General features: G+C 70.5%; 28 protein-coding genes and 1 riboswitch. Of the genes, 21 read left to right on the top strand and 7 right to left on the bottom strand.

Going from position 1 to position 26,607, the window contains the following annotated elements:
* Nucleotides 1–291: 291 nt before the first annotated feature.
* Nucleotides 292–2,205, top strand: coding sequence for a bifunctional metallophosphatase/5'-nucleotidase (locus IE206_RS01850; protein WP_189959920.1), 1,914 nt, complete (start codon nucleotides 292–294; stop codon nucleotides 2,203–2,205).
* Between the two features lie 32 nt (nucleotides 2,206–2,237).
* Complete coding sequence (locus IE206_RS01845) at nucleotides 2,238–2,918, top strand: formylglycine-generating enzyme family protein (protein WP_226598639.1); 681 nt, start codon at nucleotides 2,238–2,240, stop codon at nucleotides 2,916–2,918.
* 21 nt (nucleotides 2,919–2,939) lie between these two features.
* On the opposite strand, the gene IE206_RS01840 is transcribed toward IE206_RS01845, so the two are convergent.
* Nucleotides 2,940–3,770, bottom strand: a complete 831-nt coding sequence (locus IE206_RS01840; RefSeq protein ID WP_189959919.1) for a class I SAM-dependent methyltransferase — start codon at nucleotides 3,768–3,770, stop codon at nucleotides 2,940–2,942.
* Between the two features lie 61 nt (nucleotides 3,771–3,831).
* Here IE206_RS01840 and IE206_RS01835 point away from each other — a divergent pair, with 61 nt between their 5' ends.
* The 3 genes from IE206_RS01835 to IE206_RS01825 all read left to right on the top strand — a co-directional run bounded on the left by IE206_RS01835 (nucleotide 3,832) and on the right by IE206_RS01825 (nucleotide 7,855).
* A complete protein-coding gene (locus tag IE206_RS01835; RefSeq protein ID WP_189959918.1) occupies nucleotides 3,832–4,440 on the top strand; it encodes a TetR family transcriptional regulator in 609 nt (202 codons plus the stop codon).
* A 117-nt stretch (nucleotides 4,441–4,557) separates the two neighbouring features.
* Nucleotides 4,558–5,370, top strand: coding sequence for a class I SAM-dependent methyltransferase (locus tag IE206_RS01830; protein ID WP_226598821.1), 813 nt, complete (start codon nucleotides 4,558–4,560; stop codon nucleotides 5,368–5,370).
* Nucleotides 5,371–5,932: 562 nt separating this feature from the next.
* On the top strand, nucleotides 5,933–7,855 hold the full coding sequence (locus IE206_RS01825; protein ID WP_189959916.1) for a bifunctional metallophosphatase/5'-nucleotidase: 1,923 nt from the start codon (nucleotides 5,933–5,935) through the stop codon (nucleotides 7,853–7,855).
* 148 nt (nucleotides 7,856–8,003) lie between these two features.
* Here the strand turns inward: IE206_RS01825 and IE206_RS43105 are convergent, their stop codons facing one another.
* On the bottom strand, nucleotides 8,004–8,129 hold the full coding sequence (locus IE206_RS43105) for a hypothetical protein (protein WP_264197697.1): 126 nt from the start codon (nucleotides 8,127–8,129) through the stop codon (nucleotides 8,004–8,006).
* Nucleotides 8,130–8,344: 215 nt separating this feature from the next.
* Here IE206_RS43105 and IE206_RS01820 point away from each other — a divergent pair, with 215 nt between their 5' ends.
* From IE206_RS01820 to IE206_RS01785, 8 genes are all read left to right on the top strand, one after another.
* Nucleotides 8,345–8,848 (top strand): hypothetical protein, encoded by a 504-nt coding sequence (locus IE206_RS01820; RefSeq protein WP_189959914.1) that lies wholly within the window; start codon nucleotides 8,345–8,347, stop codon nucleotides 8,846–8,848.
* A gap of 132 nt (nucleotides 8,849–8,980) precedes the next feature.
* Nucleotides 8,981–10,237 carry an SLC13 family permease gene (locus tag IE206_RS01815; RefSeq protein WP_189960734.1) on the top strand — a complete coding sequence of 419 codons (1,257 nt, stop codon included), beginning with the start codon at nucleotides 8,981–8,983 and terminating at the stop codon, nucleotides 10,235–10,237.
* A 9-nt stretch (nucleotides 10,238–10,246) separates the two neighbouring features.
* Nucleotides 10,247–10,723, top strand: coding sequence for a universal stress protein (locus tag IE206_RS01810; RefSeq protein ID WP_189959912.1), 477 nt, complete (start codon nucleotides 10,247–10,249; stop codon nucleotides 10,721–10,723).
* A gap of 191 nt (nucleotides 10,724–10,914) precedes the next feature.
* Entirely contained in the window at nucleotides 10,915–11,397 is a 483-nt protein-coding gene (crcB, locus tag IE206_RS01805) for a fluoride efflux transporter CrcB (RefSeq protein WP_189959910.1), read from the top strand.
* On the top strand, nucleotides 11,394–11,741 hold the full coding sequence (locus tag IE206_RS01800; RefSeq protein WP_189959908.1) for a DUF190 domain-containing protein: 348 nt from the start codon (nucleotides 11,394–11,396) through the stop codon (nucleotides 11,739–11,741). The genes crcB (IE206_RS01805) and IE206_RS01800 overlap by 4 nt, the downstream gene beginning before the upstream one ends.
* Nucleotides 11,738–12,112, top strand: coding sequence for a fluoride efflux transporter CrcB (gene crcB, locus IE206_RS01795; RefSeq protein ID WP_189959906.1), 375 nt, complete (start codon nucleotides 11,738–11,740; stop codon nucleotides 12,110–12,112). The genes IE206_RS01800 and crcB (IE206_RS01795) overlap by 4 nt, the downstream gene beginning before the upstream one ends.
* Nucleotides 12,113–12,301: 189 nt before the next feature.
* Complete coding sequence (locus IE206_RS01790) at nucleotides 12,302–12,919, top strand: phosphatase PAP2 family protein (RefSeq protein ID WP_189959904.1); 618 nt, start codon at nucleotides 12,302–12,304, stop codon at nucleotides 12,917–12,919.
* A gap of 151 nt (nucleotides 12,920–13,070) precedes the next feature.
* Entirely contained in the window at nucleotides 13,071–13,781 is a 711-nt protein-coding gene (locus IE206_RS01785; RefSeq protein ID WP_189959902.1) for a cysteine--tRNA ligase, read from the top strand.
* A 7-nt stretch (nucleotides 13,782–13,788) separates the two neighbouring features.
* Here IE206_RS01785 and IE206_RS01780 read toward each other — a convergent pair whose 3' ends face one another.
* Both IE206_RS01780 and IE206_RS01775 read right to left on the bottom strand, forming a co-directional pair.
* Nucleotides 13,789–14,412 (bottom strand): RraA family protein, encoded by a 624-nt coding sequence (locus tag IE206_RS01780; protein WP_189959900.1) that lies wholly within the window; start codon nucleotides 14,410–14,412, stop codon nucleotides 13,789–13,791.
* Between the two features lie 111 nt (nucleotides 14,413–14,523).
* Nucleotides 14,524–15,438 (bottom strand): carbohydrate kinase family protein, encoded by a 915-nt coding sequence (locus tag IE206_RS01775; RefSeq protein ID WP_226598637.1) that lies wholly within the window; start codon nucleotides 15,436–15,438, stop codon nucleotides 14,524–14,526.
* A gap of 438 nt (nucleotides 15,439–15,876) precedes the next feature.
* Nucleotides 15,877–16,060, top strand: a riboswitch (cyclic di-AMP (ydaO/yuaA leader).
* 2 nt (nucleotides 16,061–16,062) lie between these two features.
* Here IE206_RS01775 and IE206_RS01770 point away from each other — a divergent pair.
* From IE206_RS01770 to IE206_RS01755, 4 genes are all read left to right on the top strand, one after another.
* A complete protein-coding gene (locus tag IE206_RS01770; protein WP_189959898.1) occupies nucleotides 16,063–16,815 on the top strand; it encodes a transglycosylase SLT domain-containing protein in 753 nt (250 codons plus the stop codon).
* 322 nt (nucleotides 16,816–17,137) lie between these two features.
* Nucleotides 17,138–17,569 (top strand): anti-sigma factor antagonist, encoded by a 432-nt coding sequence (locus IE206_RS01765; protein WP_226598635.1) that lies wholly within the window; start codon nucleotides 17,138–17,140, stop codon nucleotides 17,567–17,569.
* Nucleotides 17,570–17,671: 102 nt separating this feature from the next.
* On the top strand, nucleotides 17,672–18,247 hold the full coding sequence (locus tag IE206_RS01760; RefSeq protein WP_189960731.1) for a dihydrofolate reductase family protein: 576 nt from the start codon (nucleotides 17,672–17,674) through the stop codon (nucleotides 18,245–18,247).
* A 40-nt stretch (nucleotides 18,248–18,287) separates the two neighbouring features.
* Nucleotides 18,288–18,737, top strand: a complete 450-nt coding sequence (locus IE206_RS01755; RefSeq protein ID WP_189960730.1) for a nucleoside deaminase — start codon at nucleotides 18,288–18,290, stop codon at nucleotides 18,735–18,737.
* 22 nt (nucleotides 18,738–18,759) lie between these two features.
* Here IE206_RS01755 and IE206_RS01750 read toward each other — a convergent pair whose 3' ends face one another.
* Nucleotides 18,760–19,470, bottom strand: a complete 711-nt coding sequence (locus IE206_RS01750) for an HAD family hydrolase (RefSeq protein WP_189959897.1) — start codon at nucleotides 19,468–19,470, stop codon at nucleotides 18,760–18,762.
* Between the two features lie 100 nt (nucleotides 19,471–19,570).
* Complete coding sequence (locus IE206_RS01745) at nucleotides 19,571–20,401, bottom strand: ETX/MTX2 family pore-forming toxin (protein ID WP_229853164.1); 831 nt, start codon at nucleotides 20,399–20,401, stop codon at nucleotides 19,571–19,573.
* Nucleotides 20,402–20,830: 429 nt separating this feature from the next.
* Here IE206_RS01745 and IE206_RS01740 point away from each other — a divergent pair, with 429 nt between their 5' ends.
* The 4 genes from IE206_RS01740 (at nucleotide 20,831) to IE206_RS01725 (ending at nucleotide 24,951) form a co-directional block, all read left to right on the top strand.
* The gene (locus IE206_RS01740) at nucleotides 20,831–21,790 is read left to right on the top strand and encodes a HAMP domain-containing sensor histidine kinase (protein WP_189960728.1); all 960 of its coding nucleotides are present in this window, start codon (nucleotides 20,831–20,833) and stop codon (nucleotides 21,788–21,790) included.
* Nucleotides 21,787–22,446, top strand: a complete 660-nt coding sequence (locus IE206_RS01735; RefSeq protein WP_189959895.1) for a response regulator — start codon at nucleotides 21,787–21,789, stop codon at nucleotides 22,444–22,446. The genes IE206_RS01740 and IE206_RS01735 overlap by 4 nt, the downstream gene beginning before the upstream one ends.
* A 213-nt stretch (nucleotides 22,447–22,659) precedes the next feature.
* Nucleotides 22,660–23,238 carry a ScbR family autoregulator-binding transcription factor gene (locus IE206_RS01730; RefSeq protein WP_189959893.1) on the top strand — a complete coding sequence of 193 codons (579 nt, stop codon included), beginning with the start codon at nucleotides 22,660–22,662 and terminating at the stop codon, nucleotides 23,236–23,238.
* Between the two features lie 111 nt (nucleotides 23,239–23,349).
* Nucleotides 23,350–24,951, top strand: coding sequence for an amidohydrolase family protein (locus tag IE206_RS01725; RefSeq protein ID WP_189959891.1), 1,602 nt, complete (start codon nucleotides 23,350–23,352; stop codon nucleotides 24,949–24,951).
* A gap of 30 nt (nucleotides 24,952–24,981) precedes the next feature.
* On the opposite strand, the gene IE206_RS01720 is transcribed toward IE206_RS01725, so the two are convergent.
* Complete coding sequence (locus IE206_RS01720) at nucleotides 24,982–26,574, bottom strand: molybdopterin-dependent oxidoreductase (RefSeq protein WP_189959889.1); 1,593 nt, start codon at nucleotides 26,572–26,574, stop codon at nucleotides 24,982–24,984.
* Nucleotides 26,575–26,607: the final 33 nt, after the last annotated feature.

Here is a 26,607-nt window from a genome sequence, read left to right as displayed (position 1 = left end):
GTGCTCGTGTGGCGCGCCGGTCGGCCGACAGGACCCGGGGGCGGACGAGGGGGTTGAGCGGGCCTGGTGCGGTTGAGCGGGATTCGGCCGTTTGCCCGCCCTGCACCTGCCGGGACCGCGCGACACGAGTGCCCCTTTTGCCGTGCAAGCGTGTCTGCCGCGAGCCGACGACTTAGGTTGGGCGCGCCCGATCCCTTCGCCACGGGGGCGAGGGGAATGCGCCCGGGGCGACGCGTGTCCGGCGCATGTCCGCGGACGCGGGGAAGCCTCGACCCGAGACAGGGGACCCACGTGCGCGAGCTCGGCCGGCGCAGTTTCATGACCGCGGCAGGGTCGCTGGGGGCCCTCCTCGCCACCGGGACCACTGCCTTCGCCACCCCGCACGCGCGGGACGCGGCGAGCGCGCAGGAGTATGTCGACGTCCAGCTGCTCAGCATCACCGACCTGCACGGATTCCTTCAGGGCGCGCCGGGGGCGGACACCGTGATCACCGGTGCCGGCGGCCGGCGGTACGAGGTGGGCGGGGTCGCCTACATGGCCACCCACCTGGAACGGCTGCGATCCGGCCGGGCGAACTCGATCTTCTTCGCGCCGGGTGATCTGTTCTCGGGCTGGACGATGGCCGCCGAATCCATGGCGGACGAGCCGACCATCGAGGCGCTCAACCGCCTCGGCCTCGACTTCGCGACGGCCGGCAACCACGAGTTCGACCGCACACCCGGCTTTCTGACCGGCCATATGCAGCACGGCATCCCGTACCCGGGGATGGGGCACACCAACACGTTCTACGACTCCCAGGGCGAGCCGTTCGGCGGGGCGACGTTCCGCTACTACTGCGCCAACGCCGTCTGGCGGCACAGCGGCCGGACGGTGCTCCCTCCGTACAACATCGAATGGGTCACCGCGCCGGGCGGGCGCCGGCTGCCGATCGGGTTCATCCACCTGACGACGGTCGGCATGGAACGCTTCTCCACCTCCTACCAGCCCGCCCTCTCGACGCTGGACGAGGTCGCCACCGTCGACCGGTGCGCCGCGGAGCTGAAGGAACGCGGCGTCAACGCCATCGTCCTGAGCATGCACGACGGGGCCGTGGCCGGGGACGACTTCAACAGCGCGACGATCCCGTCCGGCCCCGCGTACGATCTGGCCCTCAGGGTGTCGGCCGACATCGACGTGATCGTCACGGGCCACTGGCACTGCAGGTTCAACATGATGCTGCCCGACCCCCGGGGCAATCCACGCCCGTTCGTGGAGGCGGGCTGCCACGGCCAGCTGATCAACGAGATCAACCTGCGGCTCGACCCGCGCACCGGCGCCGTCGTCCGCGCGCTGACCACATCCACCAATCACCCCAACACCCGTGATGTGGCGGCCGATCCGGCCCTCAAGGAGATCGCCGACTACTGGACCGGCTATGCGAAGCGGCGCAGCGCCATCCCCATCGGCCGGGTGACCGCCTCCTTCACCAGGCACCTCAGCCCCACGGGCGAGAGCACGATGGGAAACCTCGTGGCCGACTGGGCGCTGTGGGCCGGCCGCCAGAAACCGGACACGTTCGACAATTCCAACATCAACCCGAACGAGCCCGCCGACCTCGCTCTGATCGCCGTGGCTCCCCGCACCGGCCGCACCGTCATCGGCAACGGGCTGCCGCACATCCCGTCCTCGGGCGGGGTGATCACCTTCGACCGGGCCTGGAAGGCCGTCGGCTACGGCTGTCCCGTCATCACCGCCACCGTCACGGGACAGACCCTCCACGACGCACTGGAACAGCAGTGGGCCGTGGACGACGGGGACCTCACCTACGCGCCCCTCGCCGTCTCCTCCAACGTCCGCTACGCCTTCGACGCCGCCGCGCCGCCGGGCGCACGCGTCAGACCCGCCGACGTCCTCATCGACGGCATCCCGCTCGACCTCCGCGCCTCGTACCGGCTCGCCTCGACGTCGTACACCTTCATCGGCGCCGACGGCTATCCGGCTCTCCTGAAGCACACCGAGGCGGTCCGGCACACGCGCGACTTCGAGAGCTTCAACACCTTCGTGCGCGCCAAGTCCCCCTTCGCGCCTGCTCCGTTGGGCCGGGTGCGGGCGGTCAACGAGTCGGCGCCCGGCGCCTGTCTCGGCACCCTTCCCCCGCACCCCTACACCCGCCCCATGCCCCCGCCGTCCCACCGGGCGTGCGAGAACCCGCTGACCGAGAAGTAGCGGCGGGCCGTCCTGGCTAGGATCACTTGATCATGGACGCGAACGCGATGGCCGGGGAAGAAATGATCACTGTTCCGCCGGGGCGGGTGACGCTGTCGGACCGGCGGACGCAGCGCAGTTGGCAGGCCGACGTCGCGGCGTTCCACCTCGGCGTGCACCCGGTGACCCAGGCCGCGTACGCGCAGGTCACCGGGGAGTGGCCAAGCGCCGCGCAGGGTGAGCGACGGCCCGTCGAGGGTGTCTCCTGGCTGGACGCCGTCCTCTACTGCAACTCCCGTTCCCGGCAGGAGGGGTTGACGCCTGCGTATCGCCACGTCGACGGCGAGAGCGTCGCATGGCGCGCGTCCGCCGACGGCTACCGGCTCCCGGCCGAGGCCGAGTGGGAGCACGCGTGCCGGGCCGGCACGACCGAGGCGCGGTACGGCCCGCTGGACGAGATCGCCTGGCACCGGGCCAACTCGGGGGAGCGGATCCACGAGGTGGGCGGCAAGCGGCCCAACGCATGGGGCCTCCACGACATGCTGGGCAATGTGTGGGAGTGGTGCTGGGACGTCTACGACGCCGAGGTCTACAAGAGCTACCGGGTGCTGCGCGGCGGCGGATGGTTCGACGAGCCCTGGAGCTGCCGGGCCTCCGTGCGACGCCGCAGCCACCCGACGTTCCGGATCGACGACGTGGGGTTCCGCGTCGCGCGGTCCGTCTCGCCCGCGTGACGCGGATGGGTCAACTGGCGTTCAGGCGCCGCCCGTTCGGGTCGCGGCGACCGCCACCGTCGCGTAGCGCATCGTGAAGCTGCCGCCCAGCGTGTCGACGGCGGCCCCCGCCTCCCGCACCACCTCGGCCAGCTCGTCCGGCGCGAGGCCGGCGAGGATGCCGTAGGTGGGCAGCTGGTCCAGCCATGCGTCGCGGGTGTAGGACCGCTCCCAGTCGAAGCGCCACTGTTCCGGCTCGCCGAATCCGCCCGCCTTACGGATCCCCTCGGCGGTCTTGGTGAGCATCGCCGCGTACGCGTCGAGAGTGCTCTTCGCCATCGCCCGGGGATCGAACGGGGAGTCGGGCACGACCCGCCGGTACGCGGTGCCGAAGGCCTCCGCCACCTCGGGCGGAAGCTGGAAGGCGTTCCAGAACGCCGCGAGCAGGCCACCGGGCCGCAGCGCCTGCGCGGCCTTGGCCGCTCCCGCGACCGGGTCGATCCAGTGCCAGGCCTGCCCGGCGGTGACCGCGTGGAACCTCCGGTCCGCCGGCTCCCAGCCCTCTACGGTCGCCACGTCGACCTCGACCCCGAACCGCCGGGCCACGTCGGCCATCCGCGCGTCGGGCTCGACCCCGACCACGTGGCATCCCATCGCCTGCAACTGCCGGGCGGCGATTCCGGTGCCGCAGCCGACGTCGAGGATGTCGGGGCCGGGGGCGGCCGCGACGATCCGGTGCAGCAGGGCGTCGGGGTAGCGCGGGCGGGCCCGGTCGTAGCGCTCGGCGTCCGAGCCGAACGACTCGGCCATGCGGCGGGCCCTGTGAGGCTCGTTTCCTGCGGGACGGGGCTGCTCCGGAGGCAGAGTGGGCATGCGCCCACTATTGTGGGCACGTGCCCACTCGTCAAGGGTGGCGACCAGGAGAGGATCCGCGATGCCGACAGGTGTGGCCCTGCAGGACCCACGCGAGCAGTTGTTCAACGCCGCCGAGCGGATCCTGCTCAGGGACGGGGCCGGCGCGCTGACCAGCCGGGCCGTCACCACGGAGGCGGGCTGCGCCAAGGGGGTCCTGCACCGGCACTTCGCCGACTTCGACGAGTTCCTCGCCGGGCTCGTCCTCGACCGCATCGGCCGGCTCGACGCTCAAGCCGCAGCCCTGCGCGAGGCGGCCGGAACCGGTACCGTCGCGGACCGCCTCACCGAAGCGCTGACGGAGCTGTTCGGCCCGGTCGCGGTGGCGGTCGTCGGCCTCGTCATCTCCCGGGACGCCCTGCGCACCCGGCTGCGCCGGACCACGCCGCGCGGGCTCCCCCTCCTGACGGAGGCCACCGCCATGATCGCCTCGTACCTCGGCGTGGAGCGCGACCTGGGCCGCATCGCGGCGGATGCCGACATCGACGCCCTCGCGCCCACGCTGATCGGTGCCGGACACCTGCTGTTCGCCGGGCAGGAGGACGCCCCGCCGAAGGCCGAACACGTCCGCAGGACCGTGACCACGGTCATCGCCGGGGCCGTGCGCGAGGCGCCGACGACATCGACCTGACTCACTGTCAGACACTTACCTTTCCGGCGTACTGGGTAGTGTCGTGGCGCAATGGTGTCCGTGAGGGGAGACCTGTTGACCGACACGACCGACGGCTTCGACCCGGCAGTACGGCGGATGATGTCGTCCAACGAAGCGAACTGGGATGCCCGCACCCCGGTCCATCTCGCCAGCCGTTTCTACGGCCTGGCCGACGGGACGGCCGACCCCGAGCGATGGTTCGGGGCGTACGAATGGGAGGACCTCGGCGAACTGAAGGGCCGGGACGTCCTGCACCTCCAATGCCATCTGGGTACCGAGACGGTGGCCTTCGCCGCGCGCGGAGCCCGCACCGTCGGGCTCGACCTCTCCGGCGCCTCGGTGTCGGCGGCACGGACGGTGGCCGCCGAGGCGGGCCTGGACGTCGAATACGTCCGGGCCAACGTCTACGACGCGGCCAGGGAACTGGACGGGCGCCAATTCGACGTCGTCTACACCGGCAAGGGTGCCCTGTGCTATCTCCCGGACCTGTCCCGCTGGGCCGGGACGATCGCCGCTCTGCTGCGCCCCGGCGGGCGGCTCTATCTCGCCGAGTTCCACCCGCTGTTCAACTCCCTCGGCCCCTCGCCCGGACCGGGTGAGGGGAGTGAACTGCTGCTGCGCCACGACTACTTGGGCGGCCGGGGCCCGGTCCGCCGGGACGCCACGTACACCTACACCGACGGTCCGGCCGTGCAGGGTGCGACCGAGTGCTTCGAGTGGATGCACGGGCTCGACGAGGTGATCAACGCCGTCCTCGGCGCGGGCCTCGCGATCACCGGTCTGCGCGAGAGCCACGAACTGCCCTGGCCCCGATGGCCCCAGATGGTGGCGACCCCGCAGGGCTGGTGGCGGCTGCCCGACACCGCGCCGCGCATTCCGCTCCTGTACGCCCTGACCGCACAGCGCTGACCTCTGCGACGCCTTCCTCCGATCCTCCAACTCCCTTGTACTGAGCCTGATTTGGAGGGGTGGCAGCGGGGGACAATGACACCGGGTGCATCCCCCACACCGCCCCCGCGCGGGGCGTGCGGCGAGGGACGGGGAAGGGGCGGCCTGCTATGAGGAGAGGTAAAAGCCGGTTAGCCTTGGGCGCCCCCGAGCCCTGTCCCGCGAGGGGACTTCGCGCCCGTGCCGCATTCCCCGGATCACCGACACGTATTCATGACGCTTGCGCACAAACAGGGTTGAAGGACGCCCGTTTCAGTTCAGCCACTCGTCATGTGACGCATCCTCCGCGTTTCGCGCGTCTTTTTCTGTCCTTGTGGTTCGTGCGCTTGAGTGGTGCCTGTTGGCCGCCCGGAGTCGGCGCTCGTTCTCCGGCGGCGTGTCATGGGTTCGGCCATCCTGTTGTGTTGTATTTCTTGTGCCCGCAATCAATGGATTCGTGTCGCGTAGTTCTTCGGGCCGCCAGGTGGGGAGCCGGAACGTCGTTCCCGGCGTGGCTGCGTAGTTTTCGAATGAGGGAGTCGATATGTGGGGCGTGGGTCGACGCAGCTTCATGACTGTGGCGGGATCACTCGTGACGATGGCGGCGACAGGCACGCCGGCCCTGGCCACTGGCCACGCCCGCGACGCCGCGACCGCGACCGAGTACGTGGACGTGCAACTGCTCAACATCACGGACCTGCACGGCTATCTGCAGGCCCCGCCGCCGGGTGACGCGGTCATCACCGGCGCGGGCGGCGAGCAGTTCACCGTGGGCGGAGTCGCCTACCTGGCCACGCACCTGGCAAACCTGCGGGCCGGACGCACCAACTCGATTTTCTTCGCGCCGGGCGACCTGTTCTCGGGCTGGGAGTTCCCGGCCGAGTCGCTGGCCGACGAGCCGACCATCGAGGCGCTCAACCGGTTGGGGCTCGACTTCGCGACCGCCGGAAACCACGAGTTCGACCGCACCCCCGGATTCATGATCGACCACATGGAGCACGGCAGACCGTACACGGGCGAAGGCTGGACGAACAGTTTCCCCGACTCCACCGGGCGGACCTTTCCCGGCGCGAAGTTCCGTTACTACTGCGCCAACATGCTGTGGGGGAATTCGGGAAGGACCGTCCTTCCCCCGGTGAATGTGGAGTGGGTGCACGGCGCCGGCGGGCGCCGCCTTCCGATCGGATTCATTCACCTCACGGTCACCGGCACGGAAACCTCGTCCACGGGATTCCAGACGGCGCTGCGCATGCTGGACGAGTTGCAGACCGCGAACCGCTATGCGGCGCTGCTCAAATCGCAGGGCGTCAACGCGATTGTGCTCAGCATGCACGACGGGGCGGTGGCCGGAAGCGATTTCAACAGCGGGAGCCAGCCCACGGGGCCCGCTTACGATCTCGCGCGCGCCGTGTCGCCCGACATCGACGCCATCGTCACGGGCCACTGGCACTGCGCGTTCAACATGATGGTGCCCGACCCCTCCGGCCGGCCCCGCCCGTTCGTCGAGGCGGGCTGCCACGCGCAGCTCATCAACGAGATCAACCTGCGCCTCGACCCGGTGACGGGCAAGGTCGTACGGGAGCTGACGACCTCGACCAACCACCCCAACACCCACGATGTGACGCCCGATCCGTCCCTCAAGGAGACCGCCGACTACTGGACCGGCTATGCCGCCAACCGGGGCGCCACCCGGGTCGGCCGCCAGACGGCCACGTTCACGCGCACCCTGAACAGCCTGGGCGAGAGCACGATGGGCAACCTCGCGGCCGACTGGGCGCTGTGGGCCGGGGCGCAGAGCCTGGACCCCTTCGACACGGGCAACATCTACCCCAACGTCCCCGCAGATCTCGCCCTGATCGCACTCGCCCCGCGTCTGGGGCCGAGCGTCATCAACACCGACCTCACCCTCGACGCGACCACCCAGGGGGCGGTCTCCTACCGCAAGGCGTTCAACGCGGTGGGCTACGGCAACCCCATCCTGACGGCCACGGTCACCGGTCAGGTCATCCACGACACGCTGGAACAGCAGTGGAAGCTCAAGGGGACCGTCCTCACGTACGCGCCCTTCGCCGTGTCGCACAACGTGCGGTACACGTTCGACGCCGCCGGCTCTGCGGGCAACCGCGTCGCCCCGGCCGATGTCCTCATCGACGGCACCCCGCTCGATCTGCACGCCACGTACCGGCTCGCCACGACGGCCTACACGATGATCGGCGCGGACGACTATCCGGCGCTGCTCGACCACACCTCGCCGGTGCGCCACACCCGCGACTTCGAGAGCTTCGTCGCGTACGTCCAGAGCCAGTCCGTCCTCACCCCCGCCCCGCTCGGCCGCGTCTCCGCGCGCAACGCGACCGCACTGCGCGCGGAGACGGGCCAGCTGCTGCCGGTGCCCAAGACGCTCACTGCGGATGCCGGGCCCCGGGTGGCCTCGGCGGGTACGAAGGGCGGAGCGGGGCGCTGCTGACCGGCGCATCCCGTCCCCGCGCTTGTGCAGGGCGGGGGCTGCCGCCGGGCTCCCGACTGCGCGCCGGTGGTCAAACGGGCGCCCGGTGTGCTTCTTGGCGCTTGTGGGGGCCGCGTTGTTCGAAATGCCCCCGGGCCGGGACGTGCCGTCAGCCGTCCCGGCCGCCGTCGTCGTAGGGATCGCGGCCCGGCAGCGGCGGAAGGCTCAGATCGCGGGGCACCGGGCCGCTGCCGGCGCCGCGCCGGTAGCGCTGCACGCGGACCTGAAGGTGCATGCGGCGTGCCTGCCTGCCCAGTTCGCGGCGCTCACGACGGCCGTCCTCGTCGTCGTCGAGCTCCGCCGACCGCCGACGGGCCTCCCAGAACGCGCGTTCCTGCGCGGCCGCCTCCTCCCCGGCCGACGCGGCCGGACCGGACGAAGCCGCCGAATCGGCGGGCGCATCAATGGACCGTCCACTTCGACGCGCTCACCGGCGGCTCGCTGGTCGCGATGGCCGCCGCTCGCTGCGCGGGCGAACTGCTGCAGATCCCGGTGCTCGAAGTCGTCGCGCGCACCGTGCGCGGCCGCCCCGAACTGCGCTGGCGCATCGTGCTGATGAGTGCCGTGGCGGCCGGAGTCTTCCTCGCGGGCGCGGCTGTCACCGGCTCGGGCCTGCTCGGCATCCCCCTCTACATCGGTTTCGTGATGGCGGGCGGGCTCTGCATGCCCGGCCTCAAAGCCGCCCTCAACGAACGGGTGCCGGCAAAGGGCCGGGCCACCATGCTGTCCGCGGGGGGCCTGTTCAACTCGCTCGCGAGCGGCGTCGGCCTGTACGTGATGGGCGCCCTCGGCCTGGGTCTCGCCGACGTCAGGGGAGTGTGGACGTTCGCGGCGGCGGGCACCGTGCTGGCCGGGACGCTGGCGTCCTGGTGCTGCCTGCGTTCCTTGCGCTCCCCGGCCCGGATGGCGGACGAACCGGTGGCGCCGGCGGAGGCCGCGCCGCTGACCCCCTGACACGGGTGGCCACGCGGCGCAGGCGTGCCGCCCCTGCCGGAGAATGCGGAGTGGTGATCAGCACATAGGGTCACCCACGGTGGTGTGGCACGGGGCCCGCGGCCGTGATCGCCCGCTGCCCGGAGGCCGACCCTGAGTACCGTCACCGCCGAGATCGTCTCGGCCGTCCTCCTGCTCGGCGTGCTCGCCTTCGCCGTCGTACGCCCCCGCAACTGGCCGGAAGCGGTGGCGGCGCTGCCCGCGGCGGGACTGGTCGTCGCGCTCGGCGCGGTCTCGCCGGCCGAGGCGTGGCAGCAGACCCGCGACCTGCTCCCGGTGGTCGGCTTCCTCGCGGCCGTCCTCGTCCTGGCCCAACTCTGCGACGACGAGGGCCTGTTCGCGGCCGCCGGAGACGCCGTCGCCCGCGTGTGCGGGGCCGGCCCCCAGCGGCTGCTCGGCGGAGTCTTCGCCGTCGCCGCCGTCATCACCGCGGTGCTCAGCCTGGACGCGACCGTCGTGCTGCTCACCCCCGTGGTGTTCGCGACGGCGGCCCGCGTCGGAGTCCGGGCCCGCCCGCACGTGTACGCCACCGCGCACCTGGCGAACTCGGCCTCCCTGCTGCTGCCCGTCTCCAACCTCACCAACCTGCTGGCCCTTGCCGCCAGCGGCCTCTCCTTCACCCGCTTCGCGGCGCTGATGGCGCTGCCCTGGCTGGCCGCCGTCGCCGTCGAGTACGCGATCTTCCGTGCCTTCTTCCGCACCGACCTCGCGGCCACGGCGCGCGGGACACGGGTGACCGGAAGCACGGAGGTGCCCGTGTTCACGCTGGTGGTCCTCGCCCTGACGCTCGGCGGCTTCGTCGTGACCTCGTTCGCCGGCCTCAGCCCGGCCTGGGCGGCGCTCGCCGGGGCGCTCGTCCTCGCCGCACGCGCCCTGTCCCAGCGGCGCACCACGCCGCGCAGACTGGTGGGCTCGGCGGGCATCCCGTTCTGCCTGTTCGTGCTCGGCCTCGGCATCGTCGTCAAGGCCGTCGTCGACAACGGGCTCGGCTCCGTCATTGGCCACCTGCTGCCCGCTGGCGACTCGCTGCCTGCCCTGCTCGCGGTCGTCGCCGTCGCGGCGGTGCTCTCCAACCTCATCAACAACCTGCCCGCCGTGCTCGCCCTGCTCCCCGTGGCGGCAGCGGGCGGGCCCGGCCCGGTCCTGGCCGTTCTCATCGGCGTCAACCTCGGCCCCAACCTCACCTATGTCGGGTCGCTCGCCACCTTGCTGTGGCGGCGCATCCTGCACGAACACGACGACGCGCCGGACCTCGGCCACTTCACCCGCCTCGGGCTGCTCACCGTTCCCGCCACACTTCTCGCGTCCACCGCCGCGCTGTGGGCGGCGCTGCACACGATCGGAGGCTGACCGCATTCCATGAGCGTCATCATCTGGATCACCGAGGGCAGCTGGCCCGCCTGCGTGGACGCCGCGCGCGAGCGGGCCGGGGACGCGGACCTCGTACTCCTGCACGTCACCGACGACGCGGTGTCCGAGGCCGCGCACGGCGCCTTCGCCGGGCTCCTCGGCCGCGGCCGTCCCGAGCGCGATCCCGGCACCCGCCTCGAAGACCTCTCCCGGGCCGCCGCCGACGACCTGTTCGACGAGGCCGAGCGGCGCCTGGGCCGCCCGGCCCGCCGCCTCGCACTGCACGGCCGCGCCGAACAGCAGGTCATACGCGCCGCGGAAGGCGCCGAGCTCCTGATCTGCGCGCGCGATGGCGACCGCACGCACCTTGGCCCGCGCAGTCTCGGCCCGGCCGCCCGGTTCGTGGTTGATCACGCGCCGTGCCCGGTCCTGCTGGTCTGGCCGGACACGGCACCGGGCCTCGGCTCGCTGCCGCCGCCCCCGTGACCGCGCACCTCGTACGGGACCGGTTGGCGAGCGGGTGAGGCCCGGCGCTAGCCTTGGGGCAGCGGTGATCCCCGGTGTCCGCCGCGCGGCGGTGGGGCCCGCCGTACCCGAACCGCGGCATCCGCGCCGCCAACGGTCCCTACTTGCGAGCGCGTGCGCCCGGGTGAGGGCGTCCTGCAGGTAGGAGACGTATGTCCAAGGGAGCCCAGCCGTCGAGGGCGGCGACCGATCCGGATGTCGACCTGGCGGTCCCTGCGCAGCGCCCGGTCGTGGCGCGCGGGCTCGGCCCGGTCGTCGCGGTGGTGGCACTCGGCGGAGCGATCGGTGCCTGCGCCCGCTACGGTGCCTCGCTCCTGTGGACCACGCGGCCCGGCTCCTTTCCCTGGACGACGCTGCTGGTCAACGGCGTGGGGTGCGCGGTGATCGGCGTGTTCATGGTGGTGATCACCGATGTGTGGGCCGCGCACCGGCTCGTCCGCCCGTTCTTCGGGACCGGAGTCCTCGGCGGCTTCACCACCTTCTCGACGTACGCCGTCGACATCCAGAAGTTCGTGGCCGCCGGGCAGCCGCGCACCGGCCTCGCCTATCTGGCGCTGACGCCGCTCGTGGCCCTCACGGCGGTATGGAGCGCGGTGTGGCTGACCCGCCGCGCACTGGTGTGGAGGCACCGATGACGAGACCGACCGGACGGGCCCTGCGCCTCACGATCTTCATCGGTGAGAGCGACCTGTGGCACCACAAGCCCGTGTACGCCGAGATCGTCCACCGGGCGCATGCGGCCGGCCTCGCTGGTGCCAGCGTGTTCCGCGGCATCGAGGGCTTCGGCGCCTCCTCGCTCATCCACACCCAGCGGCTGCTCTCGCTGAGCGAGGACCTGCCCGTCGCGATCGTCGTCGTGGACGACGAGAAGCGCGTACGGGACTTCCTGCCGCAGCTCGACGAGCTGGTGGCCGACGGCCTGGTGATGCTCGACGACTGCGAGGTCATCCGGTACGGCGGACGGGAGCGCGCCGAGTGAACTGGCTGCTCGTGGTGGCGGGGGCGGCCGTCGGCGCGCCCCTGCGGTACCTCACCGACCTGACCGTGCAGCGGAAGCACGACAGCGTCTTCCCCTGGGGCACCTTCACCGTCAACGTCGTCGGCTGCCTGATCCTCGGCGTACTCACCGGCGCGGTCACGGCGGGCGCCGCCTCCTCACAGGTGCAGTTGTTCGTGGGCACCGGGCTCTGCGGGGCGCTGACCACGTACTCGACGTTCTCGTACGAGACGCTGCGGCTCGCCGAGGACGGGGCGAGGTTCTACGCCGCGGCGAACGTCGTGGTCAGCGTGGTGGCCGGGCTCGGCGCGGTCTTCATGGGCGTGGCGATCGCCGAGGCATGGTGGGCATGAGGCCCGGCTTCACGTTCGGCTGAGGCGGACGGCACATCCGCGCAACCTACCTCTATCCTTTTACGTCTACGAGCTTGTAGACGTTCATTTTCCGCTCACCAGACAGTTGCCCGGACTTCTGCTCCACGAGCCGTCCCGTTTCGCCGCGGGGCGGGCACCGCCCGTCGAACCACCGGAGAGCCGCATCCCATGACCAGTTCCACCCCCACGCCACAGGCCCTGGACGGCGCGTCCATCGATGGCGGCCTGTACGGCGACATCACCGACTTCGCCCGGCATACGCACTGGCTCAACGGGCCGGTGTCCGCCTTCACCAGTTACGGCATCGCCCTGTTCGCGGTGCTCATGCTGGCCGGCTGGTGGATCGCCCGGCGCAAGGACGCCTCGGTGATGGCGGCGGCGCTGGCCGCGCCGGTCGCGATGGTGCTTGCGTACGTGGTGAATGACGGGATCAAGTCGGTGTTCACCGAGCCCCGGCCCTGCCGCGCGCTGCCGCACGACTTCCTGATCGAGAAGTGCCCGCCCCTGGACGACTACGCGTTCCCGAGCAACCACACGACGGTCGCCGCGGCCGCTGCGGTCGCCCTGTTCCTGGTGAACCGGCGCCTTGGGATCGTGGCCTCGGTGTTCGCGCTCCTGATGGGTGCCTCGCGGGTGTACGTGGGCGCGCACTATCCGCACGACGTGCTGGTCGCGCTGGTGGTCGGAGGGGTGGTCTCGTTCGCGGTGACCTGGTCCGCGCGCCGGTTCGGGGCCCCGCTCGTGACGCGGCTGCGGGGCGGCGCGCTGAGGCCGCTGCTTGCGTGAGCGGGTGTTCTCCGGCGTGCCCTCCGGTGTCCAAGGCCCGTGCTCTCCGATGTCCTGAGGCCGTGCTCTCCGGTGCCCTGGGGCGGCGTTCCGCGTGCGCTCGGGCGTGGACCGCTGTCCAGGCCGGGGCCCAACCCCTAGGCTCGGCGACGTGCTGCGAATCGTCGAAGAACTCGCCGGACCGGGCCCGCTGCGCATCTGCGCCCACGCCCCTGCCGACGGTGCTGCCGGAACCGGGCTGCGGGTGCTGCTGATCGCGGACGTGCTGGCGCGCGTCGTCGAAATGCGCGGCCGGGCGGTGCTCATCGGATGGGCCGGTCCGCACGACAAGGCGGCCGCCGCTGCCGCCGGCATCCGGCCGCCCGACGCCGAAGGCGATCCGCAGGAGATCGCCGAGGCACTCGGCGGCCTTCCCGGCGTCCAGCTCACCACCGGGACGTACGAAGGCGCGGGCAGCGCCTGCCTGCAGATCGGCGAGGCTCAGCTGCCCCCGTTCGAGGGCCTCGACCTCCTCGCCGTACGCCTGCTGCTGCTCAGCCACCCCTACGAGGAGCCGGTCTCGGTCACCGCCGAGCAGGTCGGCGAGGCCGGACGCGCCATGGCCCGCTGGCGGCGTGCCGTGGCGGACTGGGCCGAGCAGCCCTCGAAGCCGATCCCCGCCGACCTCAAGAGCACCGCCCGTACCGCCCTGGACAACCGGCTCGACACCGCGGCCGTCCTGCGCCTCCTGCACGATCTGGCGACGGCCGACGATGTGCCGCAAGGGGCCAAGTTCGAAACCATGGCCTACCTCGACCGCATCCTGGGCCTCGAACTCGTCCGCGAGGTGGGGATTTCCGGCGGCTCGACTCCCGGTACCTGACGGCTAGTCAGCCCTCGAAGCCGCCCTCGCTCAGGGCCTTGTCGATGCGGGCGCGGTGCGTCGCTTCCCACGTGTCGAGGGATTCGCCGGCCTCCTTGGCCAACTTGCGCCGGGCCTCCAGGAGCACCTGCTCCCAGCGGGCGCGGGGAGTGACCACGATGCCCTCCTCGTCGGCCACCACGACGTCGCCCGCGTCCACCCGCACGCCGCCGCAGCGCACCGGCTCGTTGAGCGGTGCCACGGCCTTCTTGGTGCCGGGGATGGGAATGACGCCCCGGGCGAACACGGGAAAGCCCAACTCGCGGACCTCGGCGAGGTCACGAATGACCCCGTCGGCCACAAACGCGGCGATTCCCCGGCGTTGGGCGACGGCGCACACATTCCCGCCGGCGAGCGCGTAGTCCAGGTCGCCCGACTCGACGACGACGACCGAACCGGGCTCCGCGCGGTGGATGGCCGCGTGCAGCATGAGGTTGTCACCCGGCGGACAGCGGACGGTGAATGCGGGTCCGGCAACGCGCGGCACCGGGGACCACAAAGGGCGAATGCCGATATCCATGACCTGCTCGCGTCCCAGGACGTCGGCGAGCGTGGTCGGGGAAATGTTCTTGAATTCGCTGATGTCGTTCATGTTTCTTCCTGACGGGACTTGACAGGGCGTAATAAGGGCTTGTTCAGGGCGTCAGTTGGGCACCACGTGGCGATCGGCGCCTGGTACGCGGCTCCGAACGCCGGAATGATCTCAGGCGATCTGATCCGCCGCCAGCAGGCTTTTCCGGGTGATGGGGTCGGTGGCGACCGGAGCCGTGCAGGCATGGGCGCCGGCCAGCGCGCCGAAGCGGCCGCATTCCCGTACGTCCCGGCCGGTGAGCCTGCCGTACAGGAAGCCGCTGACGTACGCGTCGCCCGCGCCGTTGGTGTCCACGACCGGGGCGTGGGGCGCGGCCGCCGGGATGTGGTGCGGGGTGGGGCCGCCGTCCCGGGTGAGGAGGTAGGAGCCCTCGGCGCCGGCCGTGGCGACCACCGTGTCCGCGCGGCCCTCGCGCAGGATCTCCCGCATCAGAGCAGGGGTGTTGTCGCCCGCCCCCGCCGAGCTGAGGAACACGAGGTCGGAGCGGAGCGCGAACTCCCGGTGGTGTTCGGCCAGTCCGTCCCAGTCGTGCAGATCGGTCGAGACCGGGATGCCGAGGGCTTCGATGTCGTCGAAGAGGAAGCGCGCGAAGTTCATGACGGAGAGGTGGACGTGGCGGGTCCGGCGCAGCCGGGGGAGGTAGAAGTCCCGGGGCATCCGCAGGTCGGCCGGGTCGCGGGCGTCGTAGAAGGACATCCGGCGGCCGTTCGCGTCCACCAGGTTCACCGCGCGCCGGGTGCCCGCCGACGAGAGCAGCGGGGCGAAGTCGACATCGCCCCGGGCCAGCAGCTCGCGGACCCGGGAGCCGGTCCAGTCGTCGCCGATGCAGTCGATCAGGCCGACCTCCAGGCCGAGCGCCCGGGTCCCGAGAGCCACGTTCGCGCCGGTGTGCCCGGGCCACTCCTCGATCGGCCCGACCTGCACCGAGTCGGCGAGCGGGACCGGCAGGGAATCGACCCGTACGACCGTGTCCACCCCCGTGCCCCCGACCACGAGGACGTCGTACTTTGCGCTCTCTCGGCTCACCGCTCCACCCCTCTGCTGCCGGCCCCACCGTGGAGGGCCGCCTGTGCCCATGATCTCCGGCAAGGGCGTAAGAGACGTGTGTGCGGTCGCCGGTATGCGAGGCATGGGACATAGGAGAGGTCCTAAGTGTCCAAAATGGGGCATTTTGAGGAGCTGCCGGTCCGGCTTTTGTAATGTCCGAATTGGTGGCTATTGAGTAAGGCTCGCCACTTTTGCGGGTCGGCTGTTTGGTTGCGCGAAGAGCGAGTGAATTGGGTCACGTGCCGAGTTGCGGACGTCCGAGTCCGGCAGGGGCATTTCGGTTGGTCCGAAAGCGAGTTGAGGGCGTCGGGCGGGGTGGCCGACGGGTGTGGATTTAAGTGGATCTATATCCCCGATCGCGCCCTTTGAATTCTGGGCTTGTTTCCACTCGGCGTATTCGTCTACGTTCACCGCAATCCGGATGGAACGCCGAATCCTGCCGCCGTCCGGACCCTCCCACACACGTATGGCAGGAGCGGGGGACCCAGGTAAGCCGCCGATCCGGATTCCGGAACGGCTGGGGTGAAGTCGCGTGCGCCGCGACCGGACATCTCCCGTCCGAACCCGACAGCTCACCTCGCAGGCGAAGGAGAGGAATTCACCATGCCTGCAAAGGGCAAGCACCGCCGCCCCAAGTCCAGCTCGTTCTCCCGTGGCCTTGCCGCCGCGGGTACGGGCGGCGCCGTACTCGCCATTCCGGTGATCGGTGCGACCACGGCCACCGCCGCGCCTGCGTCGGTCCACTCCTCCGCCGCCGTCACAGCGGTGAAGGCGGCCCCCACGAGCTACTCCGTCGTAGCCGGGGACTCGCTCGCCAAGATCGCCGACGCCCTCAACGTGAGCGGCGGCTGGAAGCAGCTGTACCAGGACAACCAGAGCATCATCGGCGGCAACCCGGCTCTGATCCAGCCCGGCCTCAAGCTCACCGTCGGCGCCCCCGCCCGGGCCGCCTCGGCCGACCGTGCCGACCGCTCCGCCCGCACGACGAGCCTCACCACGGCGACCACGGCGACCACGGCCAGTGCGCCGAAGTACGCCAACAACCTGGACGGCTGGATCAAGCAGTCGCTGGACGTCATGGCCCAGCACGGCATCCCGGGTAGCTACAACGGCATCTACCGCAACATCATGCGTGAGTCGTCGGGCAACCCCCTCGCCATCAACAACTGGGACATCAACGCCATCAACGGCGTCCCGTCCAAGGGCCTGCTCCAGGTCATCCAGCCCACCTTCGACGCCTTCCACGTGGCGGGGACGTCCACGGACCTCTACGACCCGGTGGCCAACATCACCGCCGCGTGCAACTACGCCGCCAGCAGGTACGGCTCGATCGACAACGTCTTCGGGGCGTACTGACGGCCGGCCCCGGGGCCGGGCGCTTGAGGAGGGCGCCCGGCCACCGAGGCGGCGGCCCCAACCGGTCTTCCGGTACCGGGGTTTCAGCTCCCGCGAGTCGGCAGATAGGGGCGCCGATCCGGTTTCGCTCCCCGTGCGCAGGGTTCAAACGGGGAGCGGCGCAAATTTCGTTCACCCCCCAGGGTGAACAATTCGAAGGCTGCACGTTTCTGCATGCGGCCATATTCCTAGGGTGGTAGTGCGTCACCCCGGGACCACGGTGACTGCCCGACAACCGCGTACCTCCGCACCCGCGGGGGTCAGTTCTGGACCGGGAGCTGCCATGGGAACCACCGCTCGGCCATCCGTCCCGGCGCCTGTTCCGCTTCCGCCGGGGCTGCTGCCGGACCGGTGCTGCAACGCCCGTACGTTTCTGATGCAGGGGTTCACGGTGGTCGAGGTCCAGGGCACCGTCGACCTTGCCACCGCGCCCGGCGTGCAGCTGCATCTCGACGCCGCCACCCAGCCGGCCGGTGCCCGCGTGATCGTGGACCTGCGGCCCGTCGACTTCTTCGACTGCGCCGCCCTCGCCTTGCTGTGCCGGGCGTACCGGAGAATCCGGGCGCGCGACGGCCACCTCGGCGTGGTGTGCGTACGGCCGTGGCACCTGCGGATCCTGACGGCGGGCGGCCTCGACCCGCTCTTCAGGCCGACGGCCACGATCGAGGAAGCGGCCCGGGCCGCCCTGGGCGCACCTAAGGCCGGCGACAACTGACGCCGGGCTCCGGGCTCAGGGCTTTGACACAGCCGAAGAAGAGCCGACGCACTTGACGGGAATGCCGGGGAGGGCGGGCGTATCGTCGCGTGGGTGACTGCGATGAGAAAGATCATCCTTCCCATGTCGGTCTCCCTCGACGGCTTCTTCGCGGGGCCCGAGGGCGAAATCGACTGGCATATGGTCGACGACGAGCTGCACCGGTACGTCAACGAACAGCTCAGGCCCATGGCCGCCTTCATCAGCGGGCGCGTGACCCATGAGCTCATGGCCGAGTACTGGCCCACCGCCGACAGTGACCCTTCCGCCTCCCCGCCGGAGGCCGAATTCGCCGGAATCTGGCGGGAGATGCCGAAGATCGTGTACTCGCGGACGCTTCAGAAGGCCGACTGGAACACCACGGTCAAACACGAGGTCGTCCCGGCGGAGATCGAGGCGCTCAAGGCGCAGCCGGGCGGAGACCTCGTGATCGGCGGGGCGGATCTCGCCGCCACGTTCCGGCAGTACGACCTCATCGACGAGTACCGCCTCTACGTCCACCCGGTCCTGCTCGGAACGGGTAAGCGCCTCTTCCCGACCTCGTACGCCGACACGCACAAGCTGCGCCTCATCGAGACCCGCACGTTCGGCAACGGCGTCGTCCTCCTGCGCCACGAGCGGGTCCGGACAGCCGAGTAGCCGACGCCCTGCGCACCCGAAGGACGGCGGAATGGGAACCATGGAACGGCAACTGGCCAGGCAATGGCTCGCGACAGCCGTCGAGGAGGCCCGGACGGGCCTCGCGGAGGGCGGCATCCCCATCGGTGCGGCGCTCTATGGCGCGGACGGGGAAGTGCTGGGCCGTAGACACAATCGGCGGGTGCAGGACAACGATCCCTCTCTGCATGCCGAGACGGCGGCATTCCGCAATGCGGGAAGACGGGGTTCGTACCGGGGCACGACGATGGTGACCACGCTGTCCCCGTGCTGGTATTGCAGCGGCCTGGTACGGCAGTTCGGCATCTCGCGCGTCGTCGTGGGCGAGGACGAGACATTTCGGGGCGGTCAGGAGTGGCTGGCCCGGCACGGGGTCGAGATCGTAGTGCTCGGTGATCCGGAATGCGTGGCCATGATGAAGGAGTTCATCGCGGCGAATCCCGAGTTGTGGAATGAGGACATCGGGGTGTGACCGTTCAGGGAAGCACATGTTTTCAACTCGGTTTTGCTCTACGGTCGTTGAGGTGAGCAGCCAGATCCTTCAGGTGGCTGATCGTGGCGATCTCTGAAGGCAGACCGGCCGGCCGTGGCCCCGACCGGACAAGCACCGCCGGCATCCCGTAGGTATGTGGCCCCACCGCATCGTTTTGCGGGTTGTCTCCCACGAACAGGATGTTCTCGGGCGGGCAGGCCGCCGCCTCGGTCACCGCCGCGTAGAAGCGCGGGTCCGGCTTGCGGATGCCCAGCGTGCCGGAAAGCACCAGGGCGTCGAAGCAGTCCGCGATTTCGGAGTCCCGCAGGGTCTGGAGGCGGACCCGCTCGGGGCGGTCCGTATTCGAGGCAAGAACGCACCTCAGCCCGGTCGCGTGCAGGTTCCGCAGCGCCGACGCCGCCACGGCGTCGATCCTTGCGTCCGGCAGCGCCGTGAACACCGCGTCCATCGCGAGCCGCAGATCCGGGATGCCTGCGCCGCAGTCCTGGGCGGCGCGGCGCAGGCGGGTCGCAAATGTGCTGCGTACGCCCAGGGCGTGGTCGGACTCCCTGAAGCGATGGGCCACGGCGTCGAATCGGGTGGGGAAGTCGTCCGGGATCACCGTCCCCGGCAAGTCGCCCAGCACTTTCGCGATCAACCGACCGTCCGGGGACGGGCCGTGGCCCGCCAGAGTACCGACGAAATCCACCGCCAGTACGCGCACCTCTGCCACGAGTCCGCCCCTTTCCCGGTATCGGACTCACCCTAGTGAACTCACCTCATTGAGTTGCCCCGCGGGTGGATGGTGTCGCCAAGTCCGGCGCGGTGGTCGCTCAATGACCGGAGACCGCTGCTCGGTTTCCGTTCGGGGCGAGCGGGATCGGGATCGTGCGTGAATCCACGCTGCCGCGCCGACTGCCGTCGAGGGGTTTCTGGTCGGCATTCACGTTCAGCGAGACACCCTGCCCGCCGCTGAACGTGCCACTGGCGAAAGCGTTCACGCCGTCCGCGATGATCTCGTATCCCGGTGTGTCGGTGATCTGGTGCTGCCGGCAGTCCCGGAACACCTGCTCGATCGGCACGAACCACAGCCAGTGGCGATCCCCGTCCTGGTTGAGGTCGACCTTCTCGTTGAACCAGATCGCGACGTTCCCCCGCAGCGTGACCGTGGCCGTCCAGTCGATGTCGTATTTCTGCGTGCCGACCACCAGCGTCGCCTCGACCACCGACTTGGGCGGTATCCGCAGCGGGAGATCGACGCTCCAGGTCTGCGTCTCCTTGTGCGTGAACTCCTGCGTCGAGGACAGGCTCGCCTCGATCGACGTGGTCTCGCTGACCTTGGCGACCGCCGGAATCTCCGCCGACACCTCCACGGTCACGCCGATCTTCAGCGATTGGGTGACCGAGATCCGCAGGTCCTGCTCGGTCGTCTTGCTCTGCTTGTAGGTGACGGTCTGCTCCACCGCGGTTCCGTTGCGGTAGTTGGTGGCCACTGAACTGACCTGTCCCGGAACGGGAGATGGCGCATTCGCGTCGTAGATGATGTCCCGGTATTTCGCGCCGACCTGATGCCGGTGGTAGTCGTTGAGGAAGCTCTGCTTCGCATAATCGGTGGACGCGGTGAAGCGGCATCCGTTCGACGCCGGGAACCGCTCGCGGGCCATCCACCGACCCCATGCGTCCGTAATCTCCTGGAGGGGCCGGGCCGATGTTTTCGCGCTGCCTTGACGAGGTGCGGCATGAGCCGCCGTGAGCGATACGGGAATGGCGGTTGCCACTCCGACGGCTGGAGCCAGCGTGAGCAGACGCCGTCTGGATACATGACTCATCAGCGGGGGAGCCCTTCGTTCCGTGCGGGGTGAAACAGGCCAACTTCCTTGGTACGCCATGCAATCCACTGACAGCCGTTCCGCATAGGGACTTTGGTCCCGACCCCACGCTGAAACGAGCGGAGAAATGGGTGTCAGCATGTATGGACGTGACCCATACCGATTGCGGAGACTTCCCTGACCAGCATGTTCACCCCAGCCAGGCGGTATTGTGCCCGGATCCCACGGAGGCAGACGGTTCACGGAGCAATGAGAGGACCGGCGTTGTCGCTGTTCTGGCGCATCTTTCTGCTGAACGCCGCCGTGGTCGTCGTGGCCATGGCACTGCTTCTCGGGCCGTATGTGACCGTGTCCAAGCACGTGCGGCTCGGTGAGGCCGAGGTGGTGGTGTCCGGGGCCGCCGTGATGCTGGTGATCAACGCACTGCTCGTCCGCTTCTTCGGGCTCGCCCCTCTGAAACGGCTTTCGCAGGCCATGACGACGGCCGATCTGATCCGCCGCGAGGCGCGCCCGGACGTCGTCGGAGCCGGGGAAGTCGCCGATCTGACACGGACGTTCAACTCCATGCTCGACCGCCTCGAATCCGAGCGTGCCGCCAGCAGCGCCCGCATCCTGAGTGCCCAGGAGGCCGAACGGCAGCGCGTGGCAAGGGAGTTGCACGACGAGGTCGGCCAGACCCTCACCGCCGTACTGCTCCAGCTGAAGCACGCGGCCGACCGGGCGCCGGCCGCCCTCGGCGAGGAACTCCGTCTCGCGCAGGAGACCACCCGCGGCAGCCTGGACGAGATCCGCCGCATCGCGCGGCGCCTGCGCCCCGGCCTGCTCGAAGAGCTCGGCCTCGCCAGCGCTCTGCGCGCCCTGGCCGCCGAGTTCACCGTCCCCGGACTCGCCGTACGCCACCGCATCGACCGGGGCCTGCCACCCCTGGACCCCGAGAGCGAGCTCGTCCTCTACCGGATCGCCCAGGAGGCCCTGACCAACATGGCACGCCACTCGGCGGCGACCCAGGCCGAGATACGGCTGCGCAGCAGCGCTGCCGGGGTCGTCGAGCTGCTCATCAGGGACAACGGCAAGGGCACCGGCGGGGCCCCGGAGGGCAACGGTATGCGCGGCATGCGCGAACGCGCGCTCCTGACGGGCGCGGAGCTGTCGTTCGGCGCCGGACCGTACGGCGGCACCGAGGTCCGCCTGGCCATCGCCATCACGGCAGGGAGCACCGCATGACGACATCGGACCCGACCCGCATCCTGCTCGCCGACGACCACGCCCTTGTGCGCCGCGGTGTACGGCTCATCCTCGACAGCGAGCCGGACCTCACCGTCGTCGCCGAGGCCGACAACGGAGCCGAAGCCGTCTCCCTGGCCCGCGAGACGCCCGTCGACCTCGCCATCCTCGACATCGCGATGCCCCGCCGAACCGGGCTCCAGGCCGCCCGCGAACTGTCCCGGCTCCAGCCGGATCTGCGCATCCTGATTCTGACGATGTATCACAACGAGCAGTACTTCTTCGAAGCCCTCAAGGCCGGGGCCTGCGGATACGTCCTCAAGACGGTCGCCGACCGCGACCTCGTCCTTGCCTGCCGGGCCGCCATGCGCAACGAGCCGTTCCTGTACCCCGGGGCCGAGAACACGCTGATCCGCGAGTACCTGGAACGCCTGCGCCAGGGAAGGCCGCTGCCCGACCGGGCGATCACGGAGCGGGAGGAGGAGATCCTCAAGCTCGTGGCCGAGGGGTACTCGTCGAAGGACATTGGCGATCTCCTCGTCATCAGCAGCAAGACCGTGGAGCGCCATCGCGCCAACCTTCTGCAGAAACTGGGCCTCCGCGACCGCCTCGAACTGACCCGGTACGCGATCAGAACGGGACTCATCGAGCCCTAGGGGGTGTCCGATGGGTCATGGCCGGGGTCGCGACGCCTGGCACGGCACCTCGCCGCGTTGCCGAAACGCCCCGAGAGCTCCGCTATCGGGACGCTCCGGCGCCTTGCGATGCACCGCACCAGACGCCACGACCTACCCGACCCTGACCCATCGGACACCCCCTAGCCCCCCACACTTCCGCACGCCGATCAACCCCTGCACCAGGAGCCACCGGTGGCCAAACAAGACCGTGCCGTACGCACCCGCCACGCACTCATCCACTCCGCGGCCGAAGCCTTCGAGCGGCGCGGATACGTACAGGCGACACTCATGGAGATCAGCGCCGCCGCCGGTGTCAGTGTGGGAGCACTCCACTTCCACTTCACGAGCAAGGCCGAGGTCGCGACCAGCGTGGAGATGGCGGCGGCGGTACGGCTGCGCCGGGCCGCCGAGAAGGCGCAACAACCCGGCATGAGCGCTCTGCAGCGGCTCACCGGTACTTCGTACGCGCTCGCCGACCAGCTCCGCCGTGACGTCGTGTCCCGGGCCGGCTTGAAGCTGAGCGGTGACGGAGTGCGGGAAGGCGGCCTCGATCTGCGCCGCGAATGGCAGGACTTCGTGCGGAGCGTGCTCGCGGAGGCGTCCGACCAGGAGTTCCGGAACGAGCCCGTCGAGCGGAACGACATGGCGGACCTGATCTTCGCCGCCACCACGGGCATCGAGTTGCTCTCCCGCCGCGACCCCGCATGGGCGTCGCCCCCGCTCCTGAGCACCTTCTGGCGCCTGGTCCTTCCGCAGGTGCCACAGTCCTGACCGGTTCGGGTGGGTGGGCCGGGGAGTGCTGGGACTCTTGGGCGGGGAGGGACTTGGGCAGGTGCCGATGGATGCGGCGCGGAGCGCCAGGTACGACGAGAGGAACGCAACATGCGCACGAGGCACGGAACCCGGTGGCCGGTGCTCGCCGGGCTCACGGCACTGGGTGTGGCCGCGGGGGTGCTGCCCGCGGCCGCCGCCCCACCCGATCCGGACGGACGTGAACAGGCCCGAGTCCAGGTGTACTTGGCGCGAATAGTCGACTCCCCGGGCGAGCTCGGGCGCTTCATGACGGAGCTGCCCAAGGGCGCGGATCTGCACCACCACCTGGGCGGCGCGGTGCGCCCGGAGTCGCTGATCGGGTACGCGGCACGGGACGGCAAGTGCATCGACACCACGACGTACGTTGCGACTGCGGGACCCCTGCCGTGTGCGACCGGACAGCGCCCGGCACGGGACGCCGTGGCTCCGGGCGCGTTCCGGCAGCGGGTGATCGAGGCGTGGTCGATGCAGGGCTTCGTCCTGCCGCCCGACGGTGACCCGCAGCCCGGTCACGACCACTTCTTCGACACGTTCGGCAAGTTCGACGAGGCCGAAACCGGTCATGATGCGGACATGCTCGCCGAGGTCGCCCGGGCCGCGGCCAAGGAACACAGCAGCTATCTGGAGACCCTCACCACTCCCGAGGCGGGACCGCTCGACCAGCTCGTCGACCGCATCCTGCCGAAGGATCCAGGACCCGCCGACTTCGCGCGATTCCACGCCACCCTGACCGCGAACCCGCAGTTCCAGGCCCTGGTCCGGCAGGCGGCCGACGACACCGACCGCAGCGTCCGCGACTACCGCAAGCAGCTCGGCTGCGACACCCCGTCCGCCCCCGAGGCCTGCCGGGTCGCGATCCGCTTCGACTACCAGGTCCTGCGCGCCATGGACCCCCGCTACGTCTTCGCCCAGCAGATCCTCGGCTTCGAGCTCGTACGCGGGCACCTCGGCGGGCTCGTCGGCGTGAACATGGTGCAGCCGGAGGACGCGCCCGTCGCGCTGCGGGACTACACCCTGCACATGAAGATGGTCGGCTTCCTCAAGTCCCGCGCCCCCGAGGTGCGGGTGAGCCTGCACGCGGGTGAACTCGTCAAGGGCCTGGGCGGGGTCGGCGGACGCGACCTGACCTTCCACATCAACGAGGCCGTCGCCGTGGCCGGTGCCGACCGGATCGGCCACGGCGTCGACTTCGCGCAGGAGAGGGACCCGGCAGCGCTGGCCGCGCGGATGCGGAAGCAGCACGTCCTCGTCGAGGCGCCCCTCATCAGCAACGCCCAGATCCTCCGCGTCAGCGGCGACCGGCACCCGCTGCGCAGCTATCTCGACGCGGGCGTCCCGGTAGCCCTCGCCACCGACGACCCCGGCGTCAGCCGCAGCGACCTGACCGCCGTGTTCCAACAGGCCGTCACCGACCAGCGGTTGACCGTCGCGCAGCTGCGCAAGCTCGCCCGCGCCTCGCTGGACCACGCCTTCATCGAGGGCCCGAACCTGTGGAAGGAGCAGGACAGCTACGGCACGTTCGCCAAGCCGTGCCGCAACGACACCCCTGACGCGCACCGGCTGCCGAGCGCCGGTTGCCGCACCTTCCTCGCCGCCAGCCCCAAGGCATCGCTGCAATGGAAACTGGAGGCGGACTGGGGGACCTTCCTGAACCGGTACGCGCACCGCTGAGCCGACGCGTCGCGCGTGAGCGCCATCGGCTCATGCGACGGTGACCTCGACCGAGTGCCGGCCCGTCGCCCCATTGGGGACGGTCGGGGTGCGCTCCTCGGTCTGGGTCGCGCCCGTCCCGTCGGTGGCGCGCACGGTCAGGGTGTGGCTGCCGGGGGTCGCCTGCCAGGGGTAGGACCACAGGCGCCAGGTGTCGACACTGTCCTCGGCCGCCAGGTCCGCCCGCCGCCAGGGCCCGTCGTCGATACGCACCTCGACGCGCTCGATGCCCCGGTGCTGCGCCCACGCCACCCCCGCGACCATGACCGTGCCCCGCTTGAGCCGGGCGGGCGTCCTGGGGGTGTCGATGCGGGACTGCGTCTTGACCGGGGCCTGCTGCGACCAGGACCGCTGCACCCAGTACGCGTCGTACGCGGCGAACGTGGTCAGCTCGATGTCCTCGATCCACTTGCACGCCGAGACGTAGCCGTACAGGCCGGGCACCACCATGCGGACCGGAAATCCGTGGGCGAAGGGCAGGGGCCGGCCGTTCATGCCGATGGCGAGCATCGCGTCCCGGCCGTCGAGCACCGCCTCGACCGGGCTGCCGATCGTCACCCCGTCCACCGACCGGGCCACCAGCTGGTCGGCGGGGCCGCCGCGCGAGGGCGGGCGCACACCGCACTCCTTCAGGAGATCGGCGAGGCGTACGCCGATCCAGCGGGCGTTGCCCACATACGGTCCGCCGACCTCGTTGGACACACACGCAAGGGTGATGTCCCGCTCGATCAGCTCGCCCGCCCGGCCCTGGACGAGGTCGTCGAAGGTGACCGTGCGAGGGGCGGTGACACCCTGGCCGTGGATCTTCAGCCGCCAGGTGGTGGCGTCCACCTTCGGCACGACGAGGGCCGTGTCGACGCGGTAGAAGTCCGAGTTCGGGGTGAACAGCGGGCTCAGGCCCGGGAGTTGGAGGTACGCGGCCTTCGGTACGGGGGCCGCGGGCGAGGCCGGGCGGGGCAGGACGACCTTGGCGCGGGAGGCGTCCGCGCGCTCACTGGTCGAGTTCAGTACGCGGCCGAGCAGCCCGGCGGCGGTGGAGGCGGCCGCCGCCGCAGTCGCCGCGAGCATGAACGCGCGCCGGTCCCAGCCCCCGCCGCCGGCCACCCTCCGCGTGCTCGGCCGTACGCCGGGCAGGCGTCCGACGAGCCAGTACAGAAGCACCGCGCCCGCGACCGCGCCGAGCACGGACGGCAGCGCGTCCATGGCGCTGTGCGAGTCGGGGCGCGCGGTCGCGGCCAGCGCCCCGACGACCCCGAAGGCCAGGACCCCACCGGCCCCGGCCCGCCGGTGGCGCAGGGCGAGCACCCCGAGGAGCAGGGCCAGGACCGCCAGCACGGCGAGGATGCCGATCTGGAGGACGAGCTTGTCGTGCGTCCCGAAGTGACGGATCGCCCAGTCCTTCAGCGTCACGGGCGTACGGTCGATGGCCGCCCCGCCGACCGCGGTCACCGGCCCGGCTTCCGGGCGGACGGCGGCCGACACCAACTCGGCCACCGCCAGCGCCGCATAGCCCGCGAGGAGACCGCACAGGGCTCCGAGTGAGATGCGGGTCCGCCCGCTCAGTTTCTTCGTCACACCCCGCATTCGATACCGCGAAGGCAACGGATTGTCCACGCA

It is taken from the genome of Streptomyces violascens (genome assembly GCF_014649955.1).
GTDB classification, from domain to species: Bacteria; Actinomycetota; Actinomycetes; order Streptomycetales; family Streptomycetaceae; genus Streptomyces; species Streptomyces violascens.
This window is presented reverse-complemented; position numbering and strand designations above follow the sequence as displayed.

Coding starts and splice junctions, on each gene's coding strand:
- IE206_RS01845 (WP_226598639.1), top strand. CDS start 2,238: ATGGACGCGAACGCGATGGCCGGGGAAGAAATGATCACTGTTCCGCCG.
- IE206_RS01840 (WP_189959919.1), bottom strand. CDS start 3,770: ATGCCCACTCTGCCTCCGGAGCAGCCCCGTCCCGCAGGAAACGAGCCT.
- IE206_RS01835 (WP_189959918.1), top strand. CDS start 3,832: ATGCCGACAGGTGTGGCCCTGCAGGACCCACGCGAGCAGTTGTTCAAC.
- IE206_RS01830 (WP_226598821.1), top strand. CDS start 4,558: ATGATGTCGTCCAACGAAGCGAACTGGGATGCCCGCACCCCGGTCCAT.
- IE206_RS01825 (WP_189959916.1), top strand. CDS start 5,933: ATGTGGGGCGTGGGTCGACGCAGCTTCATGACTGTGGCGGGATCACTC.
- IE206_RS43105 (WP_264197697.1), bottom strand. CDS start 8,129: ATGCACCTTCAGGTCCGCGTGCAGCGCTACCGGCGCGGCGCCGGCAGC.
- IE206_RS01820 (WP_189959914.1), top strand. CDS start 8,345: ATGGCCGCCGCTCGCTGCGCGGGCGAACTGCTGCAGATCCCGGTGCTC.
- IE206_RS01810 (WP_189959912.1), top strand. CDS start 10,247: ATGAGCGTCATCATCTGGATCACCGAGGGCAGCTGGCCCGCCTGCGTG.
- crcB (WP_189959910.1), top strand. CDS start 10,915: ATGTCCAAGGGAGCCCAGCCGTCGAGGGCGGCGACCGATCCGGATGTC.
- IE206_RS01800 (WP_189959908.1), top strand. CDS start 11,394: ATGACGAGACCGACCGGACGGGCCCTGCGCCTCACGATCTTCATCGGT.
- IE206_RS01790 (WP_189959904.1), top strand. CDS start 12,302: ATGACCAGTTCCACCCCCACGCCACAGGCCCTGGACGGCGCGTCCATC.
- IE206_RS01780 (WP_189959900.1), bottom strand. CDS start 14,412: ATGAACGACATCAGCGAATTCAAGAACATTTCCCCGACCACGCTCGCC.
- IE206_RS01770 (WP_189959898.1), top strand. CDS start 16,063: ATGCCTGCAAAGGGCAAGCACCGCCGCCCCAAGTCCAGCTCGTTCTCC.
- IE206_RS01765 (WP_226598635.1), top strand. CDS start 17,138: ATGGGAACCACCGCTCGGCCATCCGTCCCGGCGCCTGTTCCGCTTCCG.
- IE206_RS01760 (WP_189960731.1), top strand. CDS start 17,672: ATGAGAAAGATCATCCTTCCCATGTCGGTCTCCCTCGACGGCTTCTTC.
- IE206_RS01755 (WP_189960730.1), top strand. CDS start 18,288: ATGGAACGGCAACTGGCCAGGCAATGGCTCGCGACAGCCGTCGAGGAG.
- IE206_RS01745 (WP_229853164.1), bottom strand. CDS start 20,401: ATGGCCCGCGAGCGGTTCCCGGCGTCGAACGGATGCCGCTTCACCGCG.
- IE206_RS01735 (WP_189959895.1), top strand. CDS start 21,787: ATGACGACATCGGACCCGACCCGCATCCTGCTCGCCGACGACCACGCC.
- IE206_RS01725 (WP_189959891.1), top strand. CDS start 23,350: ATGCGCACGAGGCACGGAACCCGGTGGCCGGTGCTCGCCGGGCTCACG.
- IE206_RS01720 (WP_189959889.1), bottom strand. CDS start 26,574: ATGCGGGGTGTGACGAAGAAACTGAGCGGGCGGACCCGCATCTCACTC.